The sequence below is a fragment of the Mycobacterium sp. genome (assembly GCF_029961025.1).
Taxonomy (GTDB): domain Bacteria; phylum Actinomycetota; class Actinomycetes; order Mycobacteriales; family Mycobacteriaceae; genus Mycobacterium.
The window spans coordinates 1-19,944 of sequence record NZ_JASBVP010000001.1 but is presented as its reverse complement, the minus strand read 5'-3'; the positions used below and the strand labels follow the sequence as shown (position 1 = coordinate 19,944).

26 protein-coding genes and 2 pseudogenes are annotated in these 19,944 nt (G+C 67.1%); 13 read left to right on the top strand and 15 right to left on the bottom strand.

Going from position 1 to position 19,944, the window contains the following annotated elements; all coding sequences use genetic code 11:
• The first annotated feature begins 82 nt into the window (after window positions 1-82).
• Together QJR12_RS00140 and QJR12_RS00135 are read left to right on the top strand one after the other, a co-directional pair.
• Window positions 83-565: a hypothetical protein gene (locus QJR12_RS00140; RefSeq protein WP_300574919.1), complete on the top strand. Its 483-nt coding sequence runs from the start codon at window positions 83-85 to the stop codon at window positions 563-565.
• A gap of 79 nt (window positions 566-644) precedes the next feature.
• Window positions 645-1,124 (top strand): DUF309 domain-containing protein, encoded by a 480-nt coding sequence (locus tag QJR12_RS00135; RefSeq protein WP_300574917.1) that lies wholly within the window; start codon window positions 645-647, stop codon window positions 1,122-1,124.
• 879 nt (window positions 1,125-2,003) lie between these two features.
• Here QJR12_RS00135 and QJR12_RS00130 read toward each other — a convergent pair.
• From QJR12_RS00130 to QJR12_RS00110, 5 genes are all read right to left on the bottom strand, one after another.
• Window positions 2,004-2,687, bottom strand: coding sequence for an LppA family lipoprotein (locus tag QJR12_RS00130; RefSeq protein ID WP_300574915.1), 684 nt, complete (start codon window positions 2,685-2,687; stop codon window positions 2,004-2,006).
• 21 nt (window positions 2,688-2,708) lie between these two features.
• A complete protein-coding gene (locus tag QJR12_RS00125; protein ID WP_300574913.1) occupies window positions 2,709-3,389 on the bottom strand; it encodes an LppA family lipoprotein in 681 nt (226 codons plus the stop codon).
• Window positions 3,386-4,948: an alpha/beta hydrolase gene (locus QJR12_RS00120; protein ID WP_300574911.1), complete on the bottom strand. Its 1,563-nt coding sequence runs from the start codon at window positions 4,946-4,948 to the stop codon at window positions 3,386-3,388. Before QJR12_RS00120 ends, QJR12_RS00125 begins: the two co-directional genes overlap by 4 nt.
• Before the next feature lie 2 nt (window positions 4,949-4,950).
• On the bottom strand, window positions 4,951-5,247 hold the full coding sequence (locus QJR12_RS00115; RefSeq protein WP_300574909.1) for a hypothetical protein: 297 nt from the start codon (window positions 5,245-5,247) through the stop codon (window positions 4,951-4,953).
• 260 nt (window positions 5,248-5,507) lie between these two features.
• Window positions 5,508-6,776: a DEAD/DEAH box helicase gene (locus QJR12_RS00110; RefSeq protein ID WP_300575132.1), complete on the bottom strand. Its 1,269-nt coding sequence runs from the start codon at window positions 6,774-6,776 to the stop codon at window positions 5,508-5,510.
• Window positions 6,777-7,223: 447 nt separating this feature from the next.
• On the opposite strand from QJR12_RS00110, the gene QJR12_RS00105 reads away from it, so the two are divergent.
• Entirely contained in the window at window positions 7,224-8,771 is a 1,548-nt protein-coding gene (locus QJR12_RS00105) for a molybdopterin-dependent oxidoreductase (RefSeq protein ID WP_300574907.1), read from the top strand.
• 4 nt (window positions 8,772-8,775) lie between these two features.
• Here the strand turns inward: QJR12_RS00105 and QJR12_RS00100 are convergent, their stop codons facing one another.
• From QJR12_RS00100 to QJR12_RS00090, 3 genes are all read right to left on the bottom strand, one after another.
• Window positions 8,776-8,976 (bottom strand): hypothetical protein, encoded by a 201-nt coding sequence (locus tag QJR12_RS00100; protein WP_300574905.1) that lies wholly within the window; start codon window positions 8,974-8,976, stop codon window positions 8,776-8,778.
• A gap of 192 nt (window positions 8,977-9,168) precedes the next feature.
• Window positions 9,169-9,804, bottom strand: coding sequence for an RES family NAD+ phosphorylase (locus tag QJR12_RS00095; RefSeq protein WP_366526277.1), 636 nt, complete (start codon window positions 9,802-9,804; stop codon window positions 9,169-9,171).
• Window positions 9,805-9,806: 2 nt separating this feature from the next.
• Window positions 9,807-10,493: a hypothetical protein gene (locus QJR12_RS00090; RefSeq protein ID WP_300574901.1), complete on the bottom strand. Its 687-nt coding sequence runs from the start codon at window positions 10,491-10,493 to the stop codon at window positions 9,807-9,809.
• Between the two features lie 86 nt (window positions 10,494-10,579).
• Here QJR12_RS00090 and QJR12_RS00085 point away from each other — a divergent pair, with 86 nt between their 5' ends.
• From QJR12_RS00085 to QJR12_RS00060, 6 genes are all read left to right on the top strand, one after another.
• Window positions 10,580-11,401 carry a radical SAM protein gene (locus QJR12_RS00085; RefSeq protein ID WP_300574899.1) on the top strand — a complete coding sequence of 274 codons (822 nt, stop codon included), beginning with the start codon at window positions 10,580-10,582 and terminating at the stop codon, window positions 11,399-11,401.
• A gap of 14 nt (window positions 11,402-11,415) precedes the next feature.
• Window positions 11,416-11,553, top strand: a complete 138-nt coding sequence (locus QJR12_RS00080; RefSeq protein ID WP_300574897.1) for a hypothetical protein — start codon at window positions 11,416-11,418, stop codon at window positions 11,551-11,553.
• Window positions 11,554-11,587: 34 nt separating this feature from the next.
• Complete coding sequence (locus tag QJR12_RS17670) at window positions 11,588-12,508, top strand: DUF732 domain-containing protein (RefSeq protein ID WP_366526276.1); 921 nt, start codon at window positions 11,588-11,590, stop codon at window positions 12,506-12,508.
• Between the two features lie 293 nt (window positions 12,509-12,801).
• Window positions 12,802-13,041, top strand: a complete 240-nt coding sequence (locus QJR12_RS00070) for a hypothetical protein (RefSeq protein ID WP_300574893.1) — start codon at window positions 12,802-12,804, stop codon at window positions 13,039-13,041.
• Window positions 13,042-13,658: 617 nt separating this feature from the next.
• Window positions 13,659-13,856 carry a type II toxin-antitoxin system VapB family antitoxin gene (locus tag QJR12_RS00065; RefSeq protein WP_300574890.1) on the top strand — a complete coding sequence of 66 codons (198 nt, stop codon included), beginning with the start codon at window positions 13,659-13,661 and terminating at the stop codon, window positions 13,854-13,856.
• On the top strand, window positions 13,853-14,251 hold the full coding sequence (locus tag QJR12_RS00060) for a PIN domain nuclease (protein ID WP_300574888.1): 399 nt from the start codon (window positions 13,853-13,855) through the stop codon (window positions 14,249-14,251). The genes QJR12_RS00065 and QJR12_RS00060 overlap by 4 nt, the downstream gene beginning before the upstream one ends.
• Window positions 14,252-14,377: 126 nt before the next feature.
• Here QJR12_RS00060 and tpx read toward each other — a convergent pair whose 3' ends face one another.
• On the bottom strand, window positions 14,378-14,881 hold the full coding sequence (tpx, locus tag QJR12_RS00055; protein WP_300574886.1) for a thiol peroxidase: 504 nt from the start codon (window positions 14,879-14,881) through the stop codon (window positions 14,378-14,380).
• Between the two features lie 155 nt (window positions 14,882-15,036).
• Complete coding sequence (locus tag QJR12_RS00050) at window positions 15,037-16,095, bottom strand: hypothetical protein (RefSeq protein ID WP_300574884.1); 1,059 nt, start codon at window positions 16,093-16,095, stop codon at window positions 15,037-15,039.
• A 79-nt stretch (window positions 16,096-16,174) separates the two neighbouring features.
• On the opposite strand from QJR12_RS00050, the pseudogene QJR12_RS00045 reads away from it, so the two are divergent.
• Together QJR12_RS00045 and QJR12_RS00040 are read left to right on the top strand one after the other, a co-directional pair.
• Window positions 16,175-16,303: pseudogene (locus QJR12_RS00045) on the top strand (antitoxin); the annotation flags it as partial.
• A pseudogene (locus QJR12_RS00040) lies at window positions 16,280-16,575 on the top strand (type II toxin-antitoxin system PemK/MazF family toxin). The pseudogenes QJR12_RS00045 and QJR12_RS00040, both read left to right, overlap by 24 nt.
• A gap of 252 nt (window positions 16,576-16,827) precedes the next feature.
• Here QJR12_RS00040 and QJR12_RS00035 read toward each other — a convergent pair.
• The 5 genes from QJR12_RS00035 to QJR12_RS00015 form a co-directional block, all read right to left on the bottom strand.
• Window positions 16,828-17,199, bottom strand: coding sequence for a PIN domain-containing protein (locus tag QJR12_RS00035; RefSeq protein WP_300574882.1), 372 nt, complete (start codon window positions 17,197-17,199; stop codon window positions 16,828-16,830).
• Window positions 17,196-17,390 (bottom strand): type II toxin-antitoxin system VapB family antitoxin, encoded by a 195-nt coding sequence (locus tag QJR12_RS00030; protein WP_163754111.1) that lies wholly within the window; start codon window positions 17,388-17,390, stop codon window positions 17,196-17,198. The genes QJR12_RS00035 and QJR12_RS00030 overlap by 4 nt, the downstream gene beginning before the upstream one ends.
• 206 nt (window positions 17,391-17,596) lie before the next feature.
• Window positions 17,597-18,010, bottom strand: a complete 414-nt coding sequence (locus QJR12_RS00025) for a type II toxin-antitoxin system VapC family toxin (RefSeq protein ID WP_163754107.1) — start codon at window positions 18,008-18,010, stop codon at window positions 17,597-17,599.
• Window positions 18,003-18,257, bottom strand: coding sequence for a type II toxin-antitoxin system prevent-host-death family antitoxin (locus tag QJR12_RS00020; RefSeq protein ID WP_300574876.1), 255 nt, complete (start codon window positions 18,255-18,257; stop codon window positions 18,003-18,005). Before QJR12_RS00020 ends, QJR12_RS00025 begins: the two co-directional genes overlap by 8 nt.
• 350 nt (window positions 18,258-18,607) lie before the next feature.
• A complete protein-coding gene (locus tag QJR12_RS00015; RefSeq protein WP_300574874.1) occupies window positions 18,608-18,916 on the bottom strand; it encodes a hypothetical protein in 309 nt (102 codons plus the stop codon).
• Between the two features lie 153 nt (window positions 18,917-19,069).
• Here QJR12_RS00015 and QJR12_RS00010 point away from each other — a divergent pair, with 153 nt between their 5' ends.
• Together QJR12_RS00010 and QJR12_RS00005 are read left to right on the top strand one after the other, a co-directional pair.
• On the top strand, window positions 19,070-19,330 hold the full coding sequence (locus QJR12_RS00010; RefSeq protein WP_300574873.1) for a type II toxin-antitoxin system prevent-host-death family antitoxin: 261 nt from the start codon (window positions 19,070-19,072) through the stop codon (window positions 19,328-19,330).
• The gene (locus tag QJR12_RS00005; RefSeq protein ID WP_300575130.1) at window positions 19,327-19,734 is read left to right on the top strand and encodes a PIN domain-containing protein; all 408 of its coding nucleotides are present in this window, start codon (window positions 19,327-19,329) and stop codon (window positions 19,732-19,734) included. Before QJR12_RS00010 ends, QJR12_RS00005 begins: the two co-directional genes overlap by 4 nt.
• Window positions 19,735-19,944: the final 210 nt, after the last annotated feature.

Here is a 19,944-nt window from a genome sequence, read left to right as displayed (position 1 = left end):
CACCCGGGTCGATCACGGACCGGTGCCGATTGAGGACCGTGACGCGGCACCGCGTCGGGGTCGGCAGGGGAAAGATGGGGGGATGTCGACGACGGCGGGTCGAGGGGTGCCGGAGCCGTCGCGTCGCGCGACGGCACGGCCGCGCACCGCGGGTCGGCCCGTGGCCCTGGTGGTTGCGGCGGCCGGTCTTCTGGTTGCGCCGGGCGGCGCGTGCGGTGCCCACACCCCCGGCGGCGCGGACCAAACCCGCCACCCCGGCGGCGCGGCGATCCTCAATGCCACGACCGCCGCGGAACTCGTCGCCGCCTTCACCGCCGCCGGGCTCGCGGTCCCGAACGCCCACGATGTCGGGCCGCAGAAATGCCCGCAGATCGGCTGTGTTGACGCCGTGGACACCGACACCGTGTCGATCCTGAAGTTTCCGAGCACCGGCCAAGCCGAACTGTATGCGGCCGCGATTCCGCGGATGTTCCAGGTGGAGGACGTGGTGCTGGTGTTCTCGCCGGCTGTGTCCCCCGGGGCGAGGCAAGCCTACGAGCAGGTGGCAAACCGCACCCTCCGGTGACACGCACCCGCTCCTCGGCCGCCGGCGCGACCCGCCAGCGGATCTCCGCTCAGGTTGCTCAGGTTGCCATGATGAGTGCATGGCCAACCGTGATCGCGACCGCTTCGGCCGTCCCCGAAGCGCACGCCCGCGCGACTCCCTAGGCCGACCGCTTGCCCACGGCAGTGTGGGTGTTCCGCCGATCCCGGAGGGCCTCGAGCTGGCGCCGGCCGAAACCCTCGCCTATGCCCAGGAGCTGCTCGACCGGGGCTTGGCGTTCAACGCCCACGAGGTGCTTGAGGCCGCGTGGAAGCACCGCCCGGCCGACGAGCGGATGCTGTGGCAGGGCCTGACCCAACTCGCGGTTGGCATCACCCACGTCCAACGCGGCAACGTCAAGGGTGCGGTGAGCCTGCTGCGCAGCGCCTCAACCCGCCTCGCCCAGGACGAGCGCCCGGCACCCTACGGCGTCGATGTCGCCGGGTTGGCGCAGTTCGCGGATGCGTTGATCGACGACCTGACGACGGGCGTCGCCGTCACGTCGGAGCGGCTGCGGCCACGTCTCGTCTGCCCCTCCTAAGCGGTTACCTGGATTGGCGCGCTCGCAGCCACCGATCTTGCGTTGCAACCCCCGCAGCAGGCCTATCGCCTCGGTATCGCAGAACCTGGCCATGATCGCGAAATCAAGCCCCGACCCGATCAGATCGCTGGCAAACGTGACTTCAGTCAAAAACAGCACCCGTGCCCAATCCAAATCCGTCAGCGGCTGACCGTCGGAGACGGCGCGCTCAAGACGCCCTGTGAGCCCCCCGAACTCATCCCACGTCGAGCACCCCGGCACATGAAACGGAAATGGCATTCCGGCCAAAGCCTGTCATCGAGCCGATCGCACTACTTTGTCGGGTGGGGATGTGCCGCTCCCGCGGCATCGGCCCGGGCAAGATTGAACGAGCCTCAAAAGACAACTACCGCAATAAATATCAGGCAACTTTGATCCCGCGAGATCGTGGACTGCTGACAGGGTAGTCGCACAATCAGGACGATGTGCAAGGCGGCACCGGTGTCGCGGTTGCCGCCCCGGCTGGGGCAGTGCACGGTTGTGGCGCCCGAGGCCGGTGGATGCGGGTGGGCCCGCGGGTCACCGGGTGCGTCTGGCCTCGTAAACAGCGGGCGAATTACTTTTCATCGCAATTCATTTTCTTATTTTCGCCGTACAACAAAGTTGTGGGCGAGATCATCACCAGCACCACCGGCGTGCACACGCAAACGCCCATGTACCGGTTATGAGTCCCGCCCAGTGTCACCCGCTCGTCGGTGCTTCATTTTGCGCTCAGATCTGCGTGCCAGGCTGAAAGGAATCGCGGAAGGCGTGAACGGATTTCACGATGCGGCGGTCACTACAATTCGCTAATCGCGCCGGCCCTCAACGGCTCACCCGTTTCCTGCGATGTGGAATCGCTTAGGGGGACGGTGTGGGCGAGTCGGGCGCGGTGGTGGTCGGCGGGGGCAGCCGACCGGGCGGCGAGTCAAGCACCCGCTGCAAAAGGAAACAGGCGCCATGGATCTCCAGTGCGGCGAATTTGATCTGCCCCAGGCTGAAGTCGTAGCCGTTGCCCGACACGGTGTAGTCGCGTTTGGACGCCTCATTGAACAGCGAGGACTGGTCGGTGGCGCCGTACTTGGCGGCTTCCTCACGCACGATGCCGGCGGCGGTGGTGAACTCGTTCGCTGTGAACGTGCGCCCGAACATGATGCCGTCCGCGATGGGGCGACGCGCGATGTCGGCCTCGAGTCTGTCACACGGCAACCCGGCCCGGGCGGACTCGATCAAGTTGGGGTCGTCGTCGAATTTCCAGGTCTGCCCCGGCACGGCGGCGCTGATCCGCTCGCCGATCACGCGGGCGGTGTTGTTGAGGCGCTGGCGCGCGGCCTCGTAGGAGCCCTTGGCGCGCATGCTGTCGATCAGCGTGATCTCCTGCTGCTCGGTCAGGTGCTGGGTCTCATAGGGGTTGCTCAACTCCTTGCCAGCCTTTCTTGCCTTCTCATACAGCGCGCAGCCGCCCGTCAACAGCCCTATCAGGGCGACAGCGAGGACCGGGGCGAGGGCCGCAGCCGCCCGCGCACGCACCGACCGGGCTCTCACCAGCTCACCGCTTCCGGTCGCTTAGGGGGATGGTGTGGGCGCGTCGGGCGCGGTGGTCGTCGGCGGGGGCAGCCGACCGGGCGGCGAGTCAAGCGCCCGCTGCAAAAGGAAACAGTCGCCCTCGACGTTTAGCGTGGCGAAATTGATCTGCCCCAGGTTGAAGTCGTAGCCGTTGCCCGACACGGTGTAGTCGCGTTTGGACGCCTCGTTGAACAGCGAGGACTGGTCGGTGGCGCCGTACTTGGCGGCTTCCTTACGCACGATGCCGGCGGCGGTGGTGAACTCGTTCGCTGTGAACGTGCGCCCGAATCTGACCGTGTCAGCGATGGGACGACGCGCAATGTCGGCCTCGAGTTTGTCACACAGCCCGCCTTGCTGAGCGGACTCCAGCTCATTGGGGTCGTCGTCGAATTTCCAGGTCTGGCCGGGCACGGCGGCGCTGATCCGCTCGCCGATCACCCGGGCGGTGTTGTTGATGCGCTGGCGCGCGGCCTCGTAGGAGCCCTTGGCGCGCATGCTGTCGATCAGCGCGATCTTTTGCTGCTCGGTCAGGTGCTGGGTTTCATAGGGGTTGCTCAACTCCTTGACTGCCTTTCTTGCCTTCTCATACAGCGCGCAGCCACCCAACAGCCCTATCAGGGCGACAGCGAGGACCGGGGCGAGGGCCGCAGCCGCCCGCGCACGCACCGACCGGGCCCTCATTGGTGGGGTTGCACCTGCACGGTGAGGTCGGGCCGGTTCAACAGCACCGCCGCCAGGTTGAAACCCGTCATCTGGTGCATCGGGTCGTGAGGGTATCCGCCGTGCCCATGGGAGGCGCTCTCGTAGATATTCTCACCGCCCAGGTGCACCCAGCCCGCCTCGGTCTGCAGGTGCGTGAATCGGTAGCGCGGCACGGGCGGGCCGTCGATGATGTCGTTGGGGTCGGCGCCCCACCCGTGCAGCGGCGCGGTGGCCGCGATGAGCCGGATCGGGTCGTCGGGGGCGGTCATGACGAAAAAGTTGTGGTCGGTCATGCCCAGCTTGGCCGGGGAGGTCGCCTCAAAGCCCGGCGAACCGTACATCACCGCGTTGGTCACCGCCGAGCTGGCGCCGTCTTTCAGCGCGATACCCGAGACCAGCGACCCGTAAGAGTGCCCGAACAACGCCGTGGTGTGATTCGGGTTGTGCGACGCCGAATTCAGGTTCGCCAGGAACGACTCCAGCCTAAGCGCCCCGGCGTGCGCCAAATCGGCGAAGGGGGTGTCCCCCGAGACCAGCGTCGGCGGGGGCTGATATCCGGTCCACGCGATCGTCGAGACACTTGGGTATTTTTCGCCGACTTTACCCGCGATACCCTGCGCTTCCCGTCGCAGCCCATAGGCTTCCTGCGTCATGGTGGCGAGGGCTTCCCGGGTGGTGCCCGACACCCCGGGCACGGTCACCGACACATGGTCGGCGGTGAACGGGTCGCCGATGGCGACAGCCGCCGGGATCATCTGCGAGGGGTCGTCGGGGCGGGCCAGATACAGCAGGTGCGAGTCGGGCACCTGAAGTGCCGAGCGGATGCCCGCGATGTCGGCCAACCGGTCGGTTTTGATTTGGCCGTCGGGCAGCGCCCGGTATTCCCGCTCGAGTTGGTCGAGCAGGCCGCGGCTGGCCTTGTCGATGGCGGTGATGTCACCCGAGGACATGTCCGTCGCGCCGGACGCCGGGCCTGCGTGCTGGTCCCCGCCGGTGCCGGGCACGTCTTCGGGGAAGCCGAACTCGGCAAGCCCGGCCGACGCCGCGATGACCTGCTCACCGACCTCCCGGTCGGCGGCCACCAGCAGCGCCACCCGGTGGCGGATGTCGGCCCGCAGCACCGCGGCCTGTTGCGCCCGGGCCGCGCGCTGCTGCTCGCTGCCGCCGCGGCGGGTGTCGGTGACGCTATAGTCCTCACCGACCTCGAAGCCCTCGCGCTCCGCCTCATTGACCTTTTCCAGCGCGTACTTCTTGGCCGCCCTGATGCGCTCCGCGCCACGGCGGGCCGTGTCCGCGGTCTCCCGCAGCTGATCAGCCGCCCCGTCCACCCGCGTCTTGGCGATCGCCGCGCGCTCGACGGTGGTGTCGCGGAAGGCGCCCTTCCAGCCGGGCGCCGACAGCACCGTGTAGGCCTCAGAAAAGCACGCCTCGCAGCGCTCTGCCTTCGCCTCCAAATCCGCGGCAAGCGAGAGCAGGGGGGAGACCGACCAGAACCGCACCCCCGCAAGCGGCGGCAGACCACCCGACACCGCGGGCACGCCTACCCCGCCTTCGGGTCCACTGCGCGCAGCTTAGCGGCGGACAGCGCCTCGTTGGCCAGCATCCGGTCGGTGTAGCCGCTGACCCCGCTGGCGGCGGCCCGCAGCCAGTCCGCCATCGCCGTCGTGGCATGGTAAGCCGCCAATCGGGCGGTGTGCGCCGCCGCCGCGCTCGCTTGTCCGGTGGGCAGTTGACCCGACGGGCTCTCGCCGCAGCTGCCCACCTCGGCGGCCAACGCCTCGCACCGCGACGCCCGCCACCGCAGTTCGGCAGGGTCGAAAGCCAGCAGCGCGGGCATGGGGCAAGCCTAGCGGGAAACCCGGCTCGGGTGTCACCGGTGACGGTACCCGGTGGTGTCCGCTCGGGCCGGCGACTGGGTACGCAATACTCTCGACCTCGACGAAGCCGCGCAGATAGAACGCCACCCACGCCACGGTGGCGTTCAGGTTCCGGTGCTAATCGACCTGCGGTGGCCCCCTTTACATCGGTTTGAGGACGCGACCGACGCCACGGCCGAATCTAGTTCGGCCACAGGGGATAGCTTTGCGACATCTCGGGTTACTTGCGCCGCTGCGGCCCCCGTGCGGATCGGCGCCCCCGCGCCCTGCCGGCCGCGGCGCGTGACCCCGGAGCGGCCTTGGGGGCGGGCGCCTGGTAGGCCGCGGCCTCGCCGACCAGCTTGGTGACCGGCTCACAGTGGGCGGTCACCTGTTGCGGGCAGACGTCGATGCCGGCCTTGCGCATCAGCGCCGAAAGGTCTTTGCGTTGCTCGGGTAGCACCACGGTGACGACGTCGCCGGCGCTGCCGGCGCGCGCGGTGCGCCCGGAGCGGTGCAGATAGGCTTTGGGCTCGGCCGGGGGGTCTACGTGCACCACCAGCTCCACCCCGTCGACGTGCACGCCGCGCGCGGCGATGTCGGTGGCCACCAGCACGCGTGCCGTGCCGGCGCTGAACGCGGCGAGGTTGCGGTTCCGCGCGGGCTGAGACAGGTTGCCGTGCAGGTCAACCGACGGGACCCCGGCCTCGGTGAGCTGACGCGCCAGGGTGCGCGCCCGATGCTTGGTGCGCATGAACAGGATGCGCCGGCCGGTACCGGAAGCCAGCCGGTGTACCAGCTCCTTTTTGGCGTCGGCGCTGGCGACGTGAAAGACGTGGTGGGTCATCGCGGTCGTCGGCAGGTGGTCCTCGTCGGCGCAGTGCGACACCGCGTCGCTGCGCAGGAATCGCTTGACCAGCGTGTCGACGTCGCCATCGAGCGTCGCGGAAAACAGCAGCCGCTGGCCGGCCGCCGGGGTGGCGGCCAGGATGCGGGTCACGCCCGGTAGAAAACCCAGATCCGCCATGTGATCGGCTTCGTCGATCACGGTGATCCGCACCGCGTCCAGGCCGATCAGGCGTTGCCTCATCAGGTCTTCCAACCGTCCCGGACAGGCGACGACGATGTCGATTCCCGCCTTGAGCGCGGCCACCTGACGGGTTTGCGGCACCCCGCCGAAGATCGTGCCAACTTTCAGGCCGGAGGTGGTCGCCAGCGGGGCGAGCACGGCGGTGATTTGGCTCGCCAACTCGCGGGTGGGCGCCAACACCAGGCCGCGCGGCCGCGAGGGCCGGCGCTTACCCGAGGCCAGCCGGGCGACCAGCGGGATGGCAAAGGCCAGGGTCTTGCCGCTGCCCGTTTTGCCGCGCCCGAGCACGTCGCGGCCGGCGAGGGCGTCGGGCAGGGTGTCGGCCTGGATCGGAAACGGGGTGGTGATCCCCTGTGCGGCGAGCACGGCGATCAGCGGTTCGGGGACGCCGAGAGCGTCGAAAGTTCTTCGGGTGGTCATGTTTTGGTGCCTCTCAGGCATCGGGTGTGCCCCATCGGCGCGACGGCCTCGACGTGCGACGGTGAGCACAAGGTGGCGAGATTGCCGGTGGGCAAAATCGAGTCGCCGTGAGAAAAAGCTCGCGCTTGGATGCGCGAACCATCAGGACCCGGTGGATGCCGGTGGATGACGGGGTGTTCCACGACGTGTCGGTGCCTGCGGTTGCCGGCACCGACGTTGCCAACAGCCTAACCGACGAACCGCTCACCGGCCTCACAAGGTGACAGTCGTCACTTCCCTGGCAGCTGCTTCCTGCGCAGCTTCCGGCGCGCGAGTCTCGATCGCCGCGCACCGGGGTAATCGCCGGCGACGTGGCGTCGCGAGCATGACGCCCGGCAGGTCAGTATCACCGGTTTGCCGGCACGGCAAGGCATTTGGGGTACCTAGGCTGAGAGTAGAGTAACTCAGATGGCTGTCTCCCCGCCGGAGGGGCGGATGATTGCCGGGGTCGCCGCCGGGTCCGTCGCGCTCGGGGTGACCCAGCTGGTGGGCATCCCGTTCGGTGCGCGGGCCGATGCGCGTGCTGCGATCGGCTCTGTGGTCGTCGACCTGACACCGGGGCCCGTCAAGGAGTGGGCGATTTCAACCCTGGGCTCTCTGGACAAACTCTTCCTGGCCGTCGTCGTGCTCGTGGTGATCGCCGCCATCGCGGCGATCGCCGGGACCCTCGAGACTCAGCGCCGCCCGCTCGGCAGCGCCGTGATCGCCGCCGCGGGCGTGCTCGGATGCCTCGCGGTGCTGTCGCGGCCGGGTGCGACGGCACTCGACACGATCCCCACCGTCGCGGGCGCCGCCTGCGGCGTGGCGGCGCTACGCTTGCTCACCCGTCGGTTCCGGCCCGGCCTGGGAAACCCGGAAGACGGCGCCGACCACGACGAGCCGGATGCCGGCAGGCGCAGGTTGGTCATGTTCGGATTGCTCGGATTCGGGGTGGTAAGTGGCGTGCTGGGTGCGGTCATCACGCGGCTGACGCATTCGGTGGCCGCTGACCGCAACAGCTTCACGCTTCCCCGACCGCGCACATCGGCGCCGCCCATACCTGCCGACGTGCAACCGAAGGGCGTTGCGCTGCCGAGCTTTGTCACCGCCAGCGTCGACTTTTACCGGGTGGACACCGCGCTCAGTGTTCCCCAACTCAGCCGCCGCGACTGGCGGCTGCGCATCCACGGCATGGTGAACCGCGAAGCCACTTACAGCTTCGATGACCTCGCCGGCTTCGACGTCGTCGAAACGGTGATAACGTTGACCTGTGTGTCGAATCCCATTGGTGGAAACCTGATTTCGACCGGTGTCTGGACCGGCTACCGGGTGGCCGACCTGCTGGCGGCGGCCGGTGTGCACCCGGACGCCGACATGTTGCTCTCGACGTCGATCGACGGGTTCACCGTCGGCACACCGGTGGAGGCGCTCACCGATGGCCGTGACGCGCTGCTGGCCGTCGGCCTCAACGGTCAGCCGCTGCCGATCGAGCATGGCTACCCGGCCCGGCTGGTAGTACCCGGGCTCTACGGGTACGTGTCGGCCACCAAGTGGGTCGTCGAGATGGAGCTGGCCCGCTTCGACAGAGCAAAGGCGTACTGGACGCGGCAGGGCTGGGCGCCGCGCGGGCCCATCAAGACCGAGTCGCGGATCGACGTGCCGAAAAGGGGTCAGAAGGTGCCGACGGGGCCCGTGGTGTTCGGCGGTGTCGCGTGGGCACAAAATCGTGGCGTGCGGGCCGTGCAGGTCCGCATCGACGATGGGGTGTGGCAGCCCGCGCAACTGGGCGCGAGCTATTCCAACGAGACGTGGCGGTTGTGGAGCTTCCCCTGGCAGGCGAAAAGCCCTGGGAAACACACCATCACCGTGCGCGCCACCGACAACACCGGAGCTGTCCAGACTGCAGATCGGGTTGGTACTTTCCCCGACGGCGCCACCGGCTGGCACACGGTGGACTTCGCCGTGGTGCAGACCTGAAGCACTATTTCGACGAGAGTTTCCGCCAACCGAATACCGCAATCACGATGCCGATCAGCGCCGTGATGGGACCAATGATGGACCAGGTGGTGGTGTTGCTCATCGGGCTACCGCCAAGCACTCCGAATCCCTGCAGCGCCCAGATCAGACCGAACACTGCGACGATCAACCCGACCGCGAATGTAGCGACGAAAGTCCTTCTCATGTAGGGATCCTACGTGCCGGAGCGGTTCTCGCGCCCTGACCCGGCAGACCGCGCAGGCGGCAACGACGCGGGGCCGGTGCCACCCGGGCGTGTATCCGCCCGGTCACGTGTCCTGGGATCGTCAATTGGAAGGTCGCGCCCCGGGCGATGGGTGGTGCCGGGATGCTCTCATCGACTGTCCGCCTTGCCTATTCAGCCGATGACGGTGATCCCGCAGTCATCGGCCAGCTGCTGAATCTCGTCGAACCCCGCGCCCGCGTAGAGCGGCAGCGGCGCATTGTCCGGGTCGGCTTCCAGTTCCTCCCAGCGGTTGACACGGTCTCCCCACAGCATCAAAGCGAACGAGTCGTTGAACTGGCGGGAGCGCCAGATCAGGCCGTCGCAGTCGGCATGGTCGTGCAGTGCCTGCCCCCACGCGGCGGTACGAGGGTACTGCCGCGAGCCGCTCTCGATCAGCTCGCCATGGGTCGCCTGCAAGCGGCGAAGGCCGGCGCCGTGGAGCTCGACCAGCCGCAGGGGCCGGTTGGGGATTACCGTCGAGCGCACCATCGGAATCAGCGCCTTGCGCTGAACCCGCCGCCCACCGCCTCGTACCGGCACGTCGTGAAACACGGTCTCCGACAGCGCGCCCGCTGGCAAATCGGCCCCATAAAGCGTCGGCACAATCTCGCCGCCGCTCATCACCGGGCGGAAGCGCCGGGACACCTTTGAGGTGTTGAATTCGGTTGCGTCCATCGATATGTGGTGACAGCGGACGATCGGTCCACCGGCGGGCCAGGTGTGCACGCGCGGATCCGGCAGCGGATCCGGCACGTCGGGGACGCGCATCCCTATACGTCTGCCTCTTCAAATGTGTGTTGCGCGGCGTCGACGATCTGGTCCGGCGCGCGGGTCAGCAGGTCGACCGGACGCTGATCGTCAAGCCAGCCACTGGCCGTGGTGAACCACAGGGCAATCTCCCAGCCATCCAGGCCGTAGGGCTCGAATGCCTCGAGCACACGGGCAATGACGGGCCTCGGGCGTCCATCCGTGCCGAACTGGAAGCTCGGATACAGCCGGGTGCCCCGGTGGTTGACGGCGAAGATCTTCCGGGCGGCCAGCCAGCGTGACGCCGTGGCCGAGCGATTACTCGCAGCCGAACCGGCTAAGTCGGCGACGTGGTCGCTGTCATAGAGGCCGAACTCATCGATCAGCTCTTGGCGGGCCTCGGCATTGCGTTGTGCTTGGCGCGCCGCCGCGGGCGACACGGTGCCGCCGGGAACCAGCATCGCGTCGATCAGGCGTTCCGTCAGCAGTTCGTTCTGAGCCAGCATGCGCGTGATCCGCCTGACTCGGGTGGCGACGGAATGGTCGGCGGCAATCGCCACAACCTCTTGGCGTTCCGCGCGGATTTGCTTGATCGCCGCGGCGAGATCTGAGGCCGTGGCGGGCGCCGATTCCGGGACAACAAGCCCCTTGACCGCAGCGCCGCCCCCAAGGCCATCAGTGAAATCGATGATCTCGATGTTTTTTCTCACGAGGATCATCGTAACTCAGCTGTTCGAACGTTACAGAAACCAATCCGCTGCATGGCCGCGTAAGCTCCGAGCTTGAGAGTTGAGCCATGGAAAGCGTCCCACCGCGCCCTGCGTATCTCGGCCTCGGCGTCGACGAGATCTCTCGGCGGGCTGTGCAGGCCCGGGTTCTGCTCGGTCCCGACCGGTGCCGGGTCTGCCCGCGGCTGTGCCGGGTTGACCGGCTGCATGACGTCAAAGGCCTGTGTCAGATCGGGCGCACGGCTGTTGTTGCGTCGCACTTCGCGCACTTCGGCGAGGAGAACTGCCTGCGGGGGTGGAACGGCTCAGGCACGATCTTCTTCTCCGGCTGCAACCTGCGCTGCGTGTTCTGCCAGAACCACGACATCTCCTGGGAGGTTCGCGGGGAGCGGGTTACCCCGCAGCGGCTAGCGCAGATGATGTTGGAGCTGCAAGACAATGGCTGCCACAACATCAACTTCGTAACGCCCGAACATGTGGTGCCGCAGATCCTCGAGGCGCTGCCGCACGCGATCGACGCCGGGCTGCGGCTGCCGATCGTGTACAACACCAGTTCGTATGACAGCCTGGACAGCCTGGCCCTGATGGACGGGATTGTCGACATCTACATGCCCGACGCCAAGGTGTGGAGCCGTGAGCGGGCCCGCCGCTTCCTGCGCATGCCGGATTATCCGGAGGTGATGCGCGCAACCATCCCGGAGATGGGCCGGCAGGTGGGGAAGCTCGTCCTCGACCACGACGGGCTGGCGGTTCGCGGTTTGCTGGTGCGCCATTTGGTCATGCCCGGGATGTTCGGTGAGACGGCAGAGATTCTGCGGTGGATCGCCGACGTGCTCGGACCCGACACGTACGTCGACCTGATGGCCCAGAGTACTACCCGGCCGGCCTAGTCGGGCGTGGCGACGTGCGGGATCCCTACCCGGAGATCAACCGGCATCTGCGGCGAGACGAGTACGTGCGTGCGGTGAAGCTCGCCGACGAACTGGGCCTGCGCCGGTTGGACCGGCGCAGCGTGGCGTCCGGCTACCTACTGGCGACGTGAGTGATCCGGCGGGTCGCACAGCGCCACGCTGTGGATGCTGGCTTTGTCGAGCTGCGGGTCCACAGCGCACCTGCTGGAGAAGCTCCGGGATACCTTCGAATCCTGTTGGAAGAACGGCAAATTCGAGCTATACTATCCAACGGCTTATGAAGGCCGGCGGCTGACGTGCTGGACATCGCCGCTGGCGGAAGGCAACTCCGCTCATCCGATCAGTTGCAGGCGGTGCTTCCTTCGATGGGGCCTTCGACGCATCGTGTGCGGCCGAGGAGACCGGCTTGTCGGACACCGGGAGCACACTAGAGCCATGAGCGACGACTGCACCGTTGTCGGCGCGACAGCGGCGCTAGACCGGGCAGCCACAGGCGTTGCGTACGCCTGGGGCGAGGAACCTTACCCAGGCGATGACACAACATGGCAGGAGGACAGGTGGCCCGTCAGGGCCGCCTACCTGCTCATTGCCGCTACCATCGCGGCCGTAGCCATCGCCGCGGCATCCATCGCCGGAATGTTGGTGCTGATACCCCCGCCACAGCCCGGCAGCCACTACACCATCGCGCCCAGCCCTGTTCAGGCACCGCTCCCGAGGGCCGCGCCACCGTCGAAAGCCGCCGCGCCACGGAAGACAGCGCCGCCGCCCGTGCAGGCAGCACCACCGGCAGCGCTGGCACCGAGCGCGCCGCAGCCCAAGCAACCTCGAGCGCCAGCGCGCTCCGTCCCACACGAGCAAGGTGGGTTCACACCGGCAGAGGACCAGGCGTTCTTGCAGAGTCTGGAGCCGCCTGGCTATACCTTCGTGAATCCCGCGCAGGTGATCGCGTGGGGGCACCACTATTGCCGCCTCTTGCAGCAAGGCGAAAGCGTCCAGGCGGCCGACCGCGAGATGACGACCCTGATCGGCGCCGACGCCACCCAGTTGGACGCCAGCGCGCAAGTGGCTTACCCCACGTGCTACTGAAAAGCTTCCGCAAGATTTTGCGGAAGCTGATCACCGTGAGCGCGGGTCATTCCGCTGGATACCGGATCGGTGTCGCGTGCCAAGGCGGCGGCGGTGGGACGTCGGGACGGAACTGGCGCTGCCGCAACCATCGCTCTCGGCGAAGCCGGCGCACCGTAAAAACACCAAAGCCCCGAGATGACGCTGCGCCAGAGGCCACATTGGCCGCCACCGCCGAAGCGGAATTCCTCAACCACAAATAGATCGGCGTCCACGGTGTCGACATCGCAATCACCCCCGCCGACATCCTTGACATGACTCAACTTTCCCAGCGCACCGACCGGGTCCTGCCCAATCGGGTCTGCCTGCTGCCGCCGCTGAAAGCCGCGACAAGGGCAACGGGTCTGCCCTGTCGGCATTTCGCCACCGATGCCACCCATGCCGCCGAACTACGTGACCAGCACGCCAAGACCACCGCCCTAAGCGCGCTGCGCGGCGACCACTACCGGCGCCGCGCCGCGGTCCGTGGATCCGTGAACGGTTGCGCGAGTTGAACTCCCGAGACGCCATCCTCGAGCGACTCGCTATCGACGAAGCCACACGTAGCGCCGCGGTCGCCGGCGCCGGCACCGCTAAAAGACTCCCGCTTCAAGTCATCGCCACCCGCGGAGCCCATGATTGCGCCCTGCGCAACGCTGACCCCGCCCAAACCCATGACCGTCACCCAAGCCTCGCTGGACGCCCTGACCGCCCACACTCGCAAACGCCGCGAAGCCGTCCCCCTGCTTTGGCCAGCACCGCATGGGTCTGGGCTTTCAGGCCAGATCGAGCGCGACCAGCTCGGCTCGGCAACGCACCCGGGTCGTTGACGATCCGTACCGCTGGGAGCTGCTCACCGGACTCGGATTGACGCACGATCACCGACCGCTGGCAATGCCGATCGGCCCCCACGAACCGTCCATCCTCCTACTCGCTCATCGGTGCATCCCGTGGTTCGTGGAAGTAACGCCCCCAGTATCCGCCGGCAACGTCACGAGGAGCGGAGGCCCCGCCCCCTTCATCCCATCAAAACACGCCTGACGTGCCTGACGTCGCCGGGCGCGTCAGCGGGTCAAGCGGGGAGGTCGGTGGCAGGAATGATCTACACAAGAGCTGGTGTAGCTTTACGTGTATGCGGACGAACATCGACATCGATGACGACGTCTTGCGCGAAGCGCAGCGTCTGGTCGGCACCCGCACCAAGCGCGAGACGGTGGACCTGGCGCTGCGTGAACTCGTCGCCCGGCATCGCCAGATCGGCGTGCTGGACCTGCGCGGGAAGGTGCACTGGGACGGCGACCTGGCCGAGAGTCGACGCGGCCGGCCGTGATCGTCGTTGACACGAGTGTGTGGATCGACGTCTTGAACGACACCCCCGCCCCGCAGGCCCAGCGTTGTGTGCAGCTCATTGAATCGGGACAACCCATCGGGCTCACCGACGTCATCCTGACCGAGGTTCTGCAGGGGCTGCGGTCGGATCGGGAGGCGGCGCTGGTGGAGCGGCATCTGCGCGCCTTCCCGATCCTTCGCCTGCAGGATCTTGATGATTTCGTGCTCGCGGCCAGGCTGTATCGCGCGGCGCGACGCGCCGGCGTCACCGTTCGCAAGACGCTCGACTGCTTGATCGCCGCTCCCTGCGTGCGTACCGGTGCCCCGATGTTGCATGCCGACGAGGACTTCGACCGCCTCGCCACATGCACACCGCTTCGGATCTGGACGGGCTGACGGCATACGTCATGCTGTCGCGAAATACAAACGCCGAGTGGGAGTTTCTGGCGTAGCCGAGGTCAGCCAGCGCTCGCTCCCCGGATGACGCGCCCTGGATGGAACAGCTTGTGCGGGGCTGGGGATTTACACCGACGAGCTCAGTGCGGCCAGTGCCGCATCGTAGTTGGGCTCGGCGGCGATTTCGGGCACCAACTCTGTGTATGCGACCTTACCGTCCGCGCCGATCACCACCACGGCCCGCGCCAGCAGCCCGGCCATCGGACCGTCGACCATGGTGACACCGTAGTCCTCGCCGAAGCTGTCACGGAACGCCGATGCCGCCGTGACGTTCTCGATGCCCTCCGCGCCGCAGAACCGTTGCTGCGCAAAGGGTAGGTCTTTCGACACGCACAGCACGGACAGACCACTTCCGGCCGCGCGTTCGTTGAAGGTCCGCACGCTGGTCGCGCAGACGGGTGTGTCGATGGACGGAAAGATGTTGAGCAAGACGGGTTTACCGTGAAACTGTGCGCTGCTGACCGCGCCGAGGTCGGTGCCCGTCAGGGTGAAGCCGGGAGCCGGGGATCCCGCGGCCGGTAGCTCGCCAACCGTATTGACCGGATTTCCACGCAACGTTATCTGTGCCATGCGGATAGTCTGCCAAAAGCCGGCGGCCGCCGTGGACCGGGTGTCGGTCGGCGGCGCACGCCCGGCGACAGCGCATCACCAATCCGCTGCCTGGCCGCGTAGGCGGTGGCGTCTGGCCGATCCACGCCCACGCGGGCTAACGCTGGCGTCGCCGGTCAGTTGTACGCGGTGCTGCCCGGCACCGGGTGCGTTGCGCTGATCAGCTTGGCGACGCAGTGGTCGCGGTCAAAACCGTGGCTTCTGCACCACGCCAGCGCACCCGACGCGTCGGGGTAGGTGATGCCGACGACGGTGACCCAATAATCCGGCGCGGAGAATGTCGACCAGTCGCCCGACCACAGCAGTCGGACATCGCGATACTGCTCGCGCAGGTCAAGATGCTCCTGCAGGATCATTGCGTTATTCCACACCACGCCCTCGTCGACGACCCCTGGGCGCTTGGAACTGAGTTGCGGCACCCAATGATCGGCAAGTTCGGCGGCGACAAAGGGGCGGTCCGAGCGCGCGCGTTGGCGCAGCCGTTGCAGAGCGGCCGCCTCGGGATCCGCCGGCGGCGACTCGGGGGTGGACGTGGGCGCTGCTGGCGCCGAAGGCATTTCGGTGGTGATGGCGGGTTCAGGAGCGGCGGAGGACGGCTGGGTGGGGTAGGCGGTCGTGGGTGCACCGCTGGGTTCGGGTCCGGACTTTTGGTTGGCGAGAAGACCGATGACGACGCCAACGCCACCCAAGAGCAGCGCCGAGGCAACTGCGACAACGATCAATAGCGTTCGCGTCCCCGAGCCGCCGCGCATCGCCCCGGCAGGCGCGGCAACCGTGGGAGCCGTTGCAGGACCGCCTGGTTGCGCGCCGAACCATCCAGGACCCACATTGCCGGGGGCCGGCATCGTATCGGTCTGAGACGGCGTGTGTCCGTTTCCTTTCAGTGCGCGTTGGGCGGCGCGCCCCAGCGCGCCCGCGATTTCGCCCCAGTCATGGATCGGAATGACGTGTGGCTCTTGTAGAATCGCCGCGGCGTGTGACTCACGCTGAAAGCGCGTGCGGAACCGTTCGTCCTGCGAGTACTGCTCGGCAAGGATTTTCAGGGCAACGGTTCTGCCCTTGTCGGTGTCGTAGGCCTCGTAGACCTCACCCATCCCGCCCCCGCCCAGCAACCGGCTCAGGCTGTACTTGCCGAATCTGCGGCCAACCCGCGAACTGGCCGTAGTCACCTGCATCTCCTTCGACAGGAGGCAGTATGCATCGTGGCACCGACATCCGTGCCGGGTTTGCCGCGGCAGCGGGCCGTGGTGTTAGTGGCATACTCATGGCATGAGCCGCATACGGCTGCGCACGACGGTGGATGCCGAACTCCTTGACAGTGCACGGCGCCTGCGGTCGGGAATCACCGACGCCGCCCTCATCGATGAGGCCCTCGCGGCATTGCGCCGCCCAGTCGTTGTGCTGTCCCGTGACGCGGCGATCCCTCGGCTCCGGCTGCCCTCGTCGCGCCTTGCACCACGACCATCCGGGGACTCGCCAGCGAGGTCGTCCTGGAACCGGATTCCGACCCGATCCCGCGCCACTGTGCGGTCAACCTGGACTCGGTGGAAAACGTCTCGGTCGCGGTCTTGGTCAGCCGCCTTGGCCGGCTTGCCGACGCCCGGATGCGCGAGATCTGCGCAGCCCTCGAGATCGCGGTCGATTGCGCCGGCTGATCCACAAAGCAGCCGCATTCGGTCATCCTCGCGAAGTCCAGGCCTGGCCCGATTAGGTCGCTGGCACACGTGACTTCAGTCAAAAACAGCACTCGCGCCCAATCCAGATCCGTCATCGGCTCACCGTCGACGACGGCACGCTCAAGACGGAGGGGCAGTTCGCCGAACTCCTCCCACGTCGATAACGCCAGCAAAGGGTGGCGCCCACTGGCTAAGGACCACCCACCGACGCCGTGAGCGGCGTTCACTCGCTTAGGCCGTCGGCTTCGCGCTAAGTCTGAGCTGTGCGGCGACTGTCGCGAGCCGCTTGTCGCCTGTCCACAGGCGGGCTCCTGCGGTTAGGAGCGTCGCGGCCAGTAGGTGCGCATCGACGTAACCGATGCCGATCCCGAATAGCTGCCGGCTTTCGACCAGGTTCAGCACCTCGGCGTCGGTTGCGGTCTGTGCGTGCGGAAGGTTGTGGAGCAGCCCGAGAATCTCGCTGCGACGAGACAATTGGCCGAGTGCGAGTTCGCCGATGACCCACGGGTGGGTAAGCACGTGTCCGTCCTGCAGGAGGGTGGCAAGCTGTGGGTCGCCGACGCGCAGGTGCTTAACCCAAATCGACGTGTCGACGAGGATCACCGTGTTGTCTGCCGCCTCGGGACGGCTTCCAGCGTGGGTTCGCTGCCCGCCAGTTTGGCTAGACGTCGGGCGCTTTCGCGCTCGATCAGTGCTCGCAGGGCCTCACGAACCAACGCGCTCTTTTCGGTGGTTCCCGTCAAGCGCTGCGCTTCTCGGACGAGGTCATCATCCAAGGCGATCGTCGTCCGCATCCCTACCTCCAGGCACGTTTTTCAGCATCGGATGATGACAATACACGTGCTTTGGCGCGCGCCGCAACGCGGCTCGCACCAGTGCCGGACGGTGATTCCAACCCAGTCGAAACACCGCGTCGCGGCACCGCGCGGTGGTGAACACCAACTCCGAGTCGGCGGCTGACAGCGAATTGGCGCTCGCCGAAGTCGCGAGCACGCGGCAATCAGATGCCGACGATGGTCAGCACGCGTTCGAGCCCCTGGAAGTCATCGACGTTGCGTGTGTACAGCGGCAGGTTGGTGGCCACGGCGGTGGCGGCGATCAACAGATCGACGGCTCGGGGACCACGTGCCTTTCGACCCGTCGCGGCGATCGCGGCGTAGACGCGTCCATAGGCCCTCGCCGAGTCGCTGTCAAACGGCAGTGGATCGAAGTTGGCCTCGGCTCGCTGTAGGCGATCCTGACGTCGTGCGCGCTCGCCGGCATCGGCCGTTGCGTGCGGACCGGCGGCGAGCTCAGCCATAGTAAGGGCGCTGATGGCCAGTTCCCTGGGGAGCTGCTCGGCGTCGAGGTGATCCAGATCGATCACGACGGAGGTGTCGATGAGTCCCCGCGCCGCACGCGCAGCCTCAGCCACGAGGCGCGATCTCCTGGCTGGCTGCCCGATCGAGATCTTGTCGGAACCGGTCGAAGTCCACCGCCGGAGCGCCCCTGAACGCGGCGACAGCCGCTTCGGCGGCGACGAATCGATGCCGGCGCAGCGGGCACAGCTCGCCGACCGGGACGCCGTTCCTGGTCACGACGAACGACTCGCCTTGATCAAGCTGGCGCATGATCTCGCCGCTGTTATTACGCAGCTCCCGCTGGGTGATCTGCTTGGCCACAACGCTACTGTAGCACTAGTGCTACAGGTCGAACATCTCAGCCGCCTCCGGATCGGCGTCGCACGTCAGCACCGCCCGCTCCAGCACCGCCGCGTACCTCGCCGAATCCCTCGGGCGCGCAGTGGCCGCCGCATATCACTCCCGCTCCAACCGCTCCACCAGACTCACGGCCCGCATCCTTCCGCATCGTTACGACGCACACCAGCGCGAGGTAACTGCCACATGCCGTCACGTGTGGGATTGGGCTCAGGAGCTCTCGTACAGTCGCAACTTTCACATGGCCCCGCAGCTTCGGCCGGTGCGTGCTCGCGTTGTCGCGCCGGCATAAGGATGTCGGCACCGAAGGTGGGTTACCAGCACCTCGGGCTTGGATCACCAAGCGCCTCGCGTGCGACGAACTCGTCGAGCACCTTTCGGGACCGCTTCGAAACGCTCATGCCGCGGGCCTTGGCGATCGCCCGAAGCCTGTCGCGCGTGTGCTCTGACACCCGCACTTGCACGACCGGTGAGTGCTTCTGATCCCCGGAGAGTGACTTGCCGCGGCCGCGGGCCAGGATCTGCTGTTCGAGCGCATCCAGACGCTGACCGCCACCGGCAGCCGGCTCGCCGTCGAGGCGCCCGGCCCCGACTTCAATAACCCCGAGGCCCGGGAGCGGCACCGATCGATGATGCAGCGCCGCCGCGATGCTGGCCCGCTACCAGCGCCGCCCGCCGCAGCGCATTGGGGACGGTGCGCCGCGGAGTTTGTTCGTGTCGGCGCGGCGGTCGGGAGCGTAGCGAACCCGATGCTACGAACGTAGTACGTTTGTGGCATGTCCGAAGTGGCTTCCCGTGACTTGCGCAACGATACGGCGGGGGTGCTTCGCCGCGTGCAAGCCGGAGAAGACATCACCGTCACGGTCGAGGGCCGCCCCGTCGCACTGCTTACCGCGGCTGGGCTTCCGCGTCGGCGCTGGTTGGCCAAAACCGAGTTTCTGGCCCGGTTGCACCGCGCGCAAGCGGATCCAGGTTTGCGCGACGACCTCGCGTTACTCGCCGGCGACACCACCGACGATCTCGGTCCTGTTCGATAAGCGAGACGCCGCCAGCGGGGTTGCTCGACGCATCGGTGTTCCTCGCCTCCGAAACGGGCCGTCAACTCGAGGAGTTGCTGATCCCCACCGAGGTCGCGACTACTGTGATCACGCTTGCCGAACTCACCGTCGGCGTGCTGGCCGCACGCACTTCCGATAGCCGGGCGCAGCAACTCGCGACCCTCGAATCCGTTGCGGACATGGAAACGCTGCCGGTCGATGAGGAAGCGGCGCGCATGTGGGCGCGGCTACGCATCCATCTGGCCGAGACTGGCCACCGAGTCCGGATCAACGACCTGTGGACCGCAGCCATCGCTGCTTCGCGAGCGCTGCCCGTCGTCACCCCTTACGACGACTTTGCCAACCTCGACGGCGCGGCCGGTCTCACGATCATCAAGGTCTGAGCGACAGCCTGGCCGCGCAGCGGACGGGTGCTTAGGGCAATTCGCGATACCAGCGCGGCACCCGGTGCAGTACACCTGTGCGACAGGGGCTTTCAGCGCCCCGTGGGTAGCCGGCTGACCTGTCTCGTAGGGTCGGTGTGTGCTGATCGGGTTGCTGCTGGCTCTGGGCTGCTCGGTGTGCTACGGCACGGCGACGGTGTTGCAGGCTGT